The sequence below is a fragment of the Lentzea sp. NPDC006480 genome (assembly GCF_040611995.1).
Taxonomy (GTDB): Bacteria; Actinomycetota; Actinomycetes; order Mycobacteriales; family Pseudonocardiaceae; genus Lentzea.
On the sequence record NZ_JBEXPJ010000303.1, the window covers coordinates 1 to 4,573 of the forward strand.

General features: G+C 67.2%; 3 protein-coding genes, 2 tRNA genes and 1 pseudogene. 1 reads left to right on the forward strand and 5 read right to left on the reverse strand.

Annotated elements, in window-relative coordinates:
• Positions 1 to 155: 155 nt before the first annotated feature.
• From ABZX92_RS45175 to leuC, 3 genes and pseudogenes are all read right to left on the reverse strand, one after another.
• Positions 156 to 446: pseudogene (locus tag ABZX92_RS45175) on the reverse strand (HU family DNA-binding protein); the annotation flags it as partial.
• 186 nt (positions 447 to 632) lie between these two features.
• Positions 633 to 1,235 (reverse strand): 3-isopropylmalate dehydratase small subunit, encoded by a 603-nt coding sequence (gene leuD / locus ABZX92_RS45180; protein WP_355572248.1) that lies wholly within the window; start codon positions 1,233 to 1,235, stop codon positions 633 to 635.
• Between the two features lie 3 nt (positions 1,236 to 1,238).
• Positions 1,239 to 2,645: a 3-isopropylmalate dehydratase large subunit gene (gene leuC / locus ABZX92_RS45185; protein WP_355572250.1), complete on the reverse strand. Its 1,407-nt coding sequence runs from the start codon at positions 2,643 to 2,645 to the stop codon at positions 1,239 to 1,241.
• Positions 2,646 to 2,718: 73 nt separating this feature from the next.
• On the opposite strand from leuC, the gene ABZX92_RS45190 reads away from it, so the two are divergent.
• Positions 2,719 to 3,420 (forward strand): IclR family transcriptional regulator, encoded by a 702-nt coding sequence (locus tag ABZX92_RS45190; protein WP_045310640.1) that lies wholly within the window; start codon positions 2,719 to 2,721, stop codon positions 3,418 to 3,420.
• Positions 3,421 to 4,108: 688 nt separating this feature from the next.
• On the opposite strand, the gene ABZX92_RS45195 is transcribed toward ABZX92_RS45190, so the two are convergent.
• Both ABZX92_RS45195 and ABZX92_RS45200 read right to left on the reverse strand, forming a co-directional pair.
• Positions 4,109 to 4,181, reverse strand: a tRNA-Glu gene (locus tag ABZX92_RS45195).
• 113 nt (positions 4,182 to 4,294) lie between these two features.
• Positions 4,295 to 4,366 (reverse strand) — tRNA-Gln (locus tag ABZX92_RS45200).
• Positions 4,367 to 4,573 lie beyond the last annotated feature (207 nt).

Consider the following 4,573-nt stretch of genomic DNA (forward strand, 5'->3'; position numbering starts at 1 on the left):
GCGCCTCCCGGTGGTTACGCGCCGTACCCGGTCATGCCGCCATCCCGCCGCAAGAGCAACGGCCCGATCATCGCCCTGATCATCGGCGGCGTCGTAGCAGCAGCGGGCTTCGCAGCCGCAGCGGCAGCGGGCTTCGCGGCCGGCTTGGCCGCAACGGCCTTCGGCAGCTTCTTCGCGCCGCTGATGACGTCCTTGAACGTCGAGCCGGGGCGGAACGCGGGCACGTTGGTCTTCTTGACCTTCACGGTCTCGCCCGTGCGCGGGTTGCGCGCGGTGCGAGCCGCACGGGCGCGCTTCTCGAAGACGCCGAAGCCCGTGATGTTGACCTTCTCGCCCTTGTTGACGCTGCGGACGATCACGTCCACGAGGCCGTCAACAGCTGCGCCGGCGGTCTTCTTGTCTCCAAGGCGCTCGGCGAGCGCCTCGATGAGCTGGGCCTTATTCACCGTCAGTCCCTCCCAGGACGCTCACGGCCCTAAGAGACGGGCCGACTAGAACGCAACGGTAGGCCCAAATCGCGAGAAATACCAATCGCCACGCCAGATTTTTCGTTGTGGCGTGGCTAATTGCGCCCCTTCGAGGGACAGGAGGCGCCGGATTCGCCCCTCTGGAGGGGAGAATCCGGCCCCCTCTCAGACCGCCGGAAGCGGATCCGTTGTGGGCAACCAAGTCTGGCGATTGCCCTCGAATCCGCTGATCTCGGCCTCGTGGCGGAGCGTCAAAGCGATGTCGTCGAGGCCTTCCAGAAGGCGCCAGCGGGTGTAGTCGTCGATCTCGAACGGGGCAACCAAGTCCTTGGCGCGAACGGTCTTGTCGGTGAGGTCCACGGTGACCGGCGTGCCGGGTTCGGACTCGAGCAACTTCCACAGCAGCTCGACATCGGACTGGCTGCACTGCGCCGCGACGAGACCCTGCTTGGCCGAGTTGCCCCGGAAGATGTCGGCGAAGCGGGACGACACGACCACGCGGAAGCCGTAGTCCTTCAACGCCCAGACGGCGTGTTCCCGAGAGGACCCGGTGCCGAAGTCGGGGCCTGCCACGAGGACGCTGCCCGTCTTGAACGGCTCCTGGTTGAGGATGAAGTGCTCGTCCGAGCGCCACGCGGCGAAGAGCCCGTCCTCGAACCCGCTGCGGGTCACGCGCTTGAGGTAGACGGCGGGGATGATCTGGTCGGTGTCCACGTTGGACCTGCGCAGCGGCACACCGACGCCCGTGTGGGTGGTGAAGGCTTCCATGGCTCAGTTCTCCAGGTCTGCGGGGGCCGACAGGGTGCCGCGCACGGCCGTGGCGGCGGCGACGAGCGGCGAAACGAGATGCGTCCGGCCGCCCTTGCCCTGCCTGCCCTCGAAGTTGCGGTTGGAGGTCGACGCGCTGCGCTCACCCGGCGCGAGCTGATCCGGGTTCATGCCAAGGCACATCGAGCAGCCCGCCTGACGCCACTCGGCGCCCGCGTCGAGGAAGACCTTGTCCAGTCCCTCTTCCTCCGCCTGCTTGCGCACCCGCATCGAACCGGGGACGACCAGCATCCGTACTCCAGAAGCGACGTGCTTGCCCTTGATGACGTCCGCGGCGGCACGCAGGTCCTCGATGCGCCCGTTCGTGCAGGAGCCGAGGAACACCGTGTCCACGTGGATGTCGCGCAGCGGCGTGCCGGGCTCCAGGCCCATGTACGCCAGCGCCTTCTCGGCGGCCACGCGCTCGTTCTCGTCCCCGATCTGCTCGGGGTCGGGGATGTTCGCACCCAGAGGCAGGCCCTGGCCGGGGTTCGTGCCCCACGTGACGAACGGCGTGAGCGTGTCCGCGTCGATGTGCACCTCGGCGTCGAACTTCGCGTCGTCGTCGGTCTTGAGCGTCTGCCAGTACGCGACGGCCGCGTCCCAGTCCGCGCCGGACGGTGCGTGCGGGCGACCCTTGATGTAGTCGAAAGTCGTCTCGTCCGGTGCGATCATGCCGGCCCGCGCGCCCGCTTCGATCGACATGTTGCAGACCGTCATGCGCGCTTCCATCGAGAGGTTCTCGATCGCGGCGCCGCGGTACTCGAGCACATAGCCCTGTCCGCCACCGGTTCCGATCTTCGCGATGACCGCGAGGATGATGTCCTTCGCCGTGACGCCGGGCCGCAGCGCGCCGTCGACGTTGATGGCCATCGTCTTGAACGGACGCAACGGCAACGTCTGCGTCGCCATCACGTGCTCCACCTCGGACGTGCCGATGCCGAACGCCAGCGCGCCGAACGCACCGTGCGTCGACGTGTGACTGTCACCGCACACCACCGTCATGCCCGGCTGCGTGAGGCCGAGCTGCGGGCCCACCACGTGGACGATGCCCTGTTCGAGGTCACCCATCGGGTGCAGCCGCACGCCGAACTCCGCGCAGTTGCGCCGGAGCGTCTCGACCTGAAGGCGCGACACGGGATCCGCGATCGGCTTGTCGATGTCGACGGTCGGGACGTTGTGGTCCTCGGTGGCGATCGTCAGGTCGGGCCTGCGCAGCTTGCGGTTGGCAAGCCGGAGGCCGTCGAACGCCTGGGGGCTGGTGACTTCGTGGAGCAGATGGAGGTCGATGTAGAGCAGGTCCGGCTCCGCACCACTGCCGTGGCGCACAACGTGTGCCTCCCACACCTTCTCCGCGAGCGTGCGGCTCATCGCGACATCTCCCACATTATGGACGCGCCGACAGATCTGGACTTCTCACTGTCTGGGAAGTTAGTATCGGCTTGTGGGACAGCATAGCGGGATCGGCGTGCTGGACAAGGCAGTGGCCGTGTTGAACGCCGTAGCAAAAGATCCGTGTGGCCTGGCCGAGTTGTGCAACCGGACCGGCCTGCCACGAGCGACCGCGCACCGCCTGGCCGTGGGCCTCGAGGTGCACCGGTTGCTGCGCCGGGGCTCCGACGGCCGCTGGCGTCCAGGCGCGGCACTGGCCGAACTGGCAGGCGGCGCAACGGACCCGTTGCTCGACGCGGCGTCCTCCGTGCTGCCGCGCCTGCGCGACATCACAGGCGAAAGCGTGCAGCTGTACCGGCGCGACGGCATGCAGCGCGTCTGCGTCTCGGCCGCCGAACCCCCGTCGGGCTTGCGCGACACCGTTCCCATCGGCGCACGCCTGCCGATGACGGCCGGCTCAGGCGCCAAGGTCCTTGCGGCATGGGCAGACCCGGGCACCCAACGCGCCGTGCTGGCCGACGCCGTCTACGGCGAACGCACGCTCCTGGAGGTCCGCCGCCGCGGCTGGGCACAAAGCGTGGCCGAACGAGAACCAGGCGTGGCCTCAGTCTCAGCCCCAGTACGAGACTCCTCAGGCGCCGTAGTAGCAGCCGTCTCCGTCTCGGGCCCCATTGACCGAATGGGCCGCCGCCCAGGCGCCCGTTGGGCTGCCGATCTACTGGCCGCCGCGGAAGCCCTCCAAAGCCGCCTCTAAAGCACCAACCCACCTGTGGCCGCTCTCCCACCAAGGAGGGCGGCCACAGTCGTTCGGTCCCCACGACACGCCGTCGCATTGCGCGCGACACGCGGGTTTTACGCGTCTCAGCAGGCAAGCCCTCCCAGGCCACCAAAAGCCCGAACCAGACCCCTCCGCCACCACGGAACCGGTCGCCTACGCCCCCCAGCGCAAGCCAGCCTCGCAGCGCCTGAGGGGACACGGCTCGACCGCGTCGAACAGATGCGGGCAGAGGCGGACCGCCAGCAAGCCGAAGCCGCGCACAGCTGCCAAGCCGTCCCCTACACCACGCCGACGACCCACCGGAATTCACAACCACACTTCGCGAGCCAGTGCGCAACGCCACAACGCCCGCACCACACCTCAGTCAGTTCCCCAAGAACACGCACTGGCCCAAATAGCCAAACTGGCAGAACTGCACGCCGCAGGCATTCTCACCACAGCCAAAGAAACGCGAACTCACCCGCCACACCCCTCCGGCGAGCGAAGCGAGCCTTAAACCACCAAGCCGGCGAGCGAAGCGAAGCCCACCACACGACTAGGGGAAACCTACGGGGGGTCCGGGGGGCGAAGCCCCGCCGGCCGGGGGTCTGGGGGCTTGGCCCCCAGAGGACAAAGCGAAAGAGGCCTGTCAGCGCTTTCCGCTGACAGGCCTCTCCCACCTCTGTAGCCCCGAAGGGATTCGAACCCTCGCTACCGCCTTGAGAGGGCGGCGTCCTAGGCCGCTAGACGACGGGGCCCTAGAACTTCTTACCGGGTGAACCTTATCAGATCGCTCTGTCCGGTCCAAATCCGGCTATTCAGTTCTTATGTTGCTTCAGAAGTCCACCGGAAGGCTTTTCTTCTGCAGCAGCTGGGGTACCAGGACTCGAACCTAGACTAACTGAACCAGAATCAGTCGTGCTGCCAATTACACCATACCCCATTGGCTTTCACGATCGACTTCGGTGTCCCGAAGGAGTTCCGAGGCCCTCGTTGCTGCCGGGAGAAATACTAGACCACGCGGCCACCAGAAGTGAAATCGGCCCCCACCTGCGGACAAACCACCCCCTCGTGTCTCACGCACGGATGCGTTCTCCGCCAGCACTTCGGCCGCCGGCGACACCACGTCGACCCGGTCGCCCATCCGCAC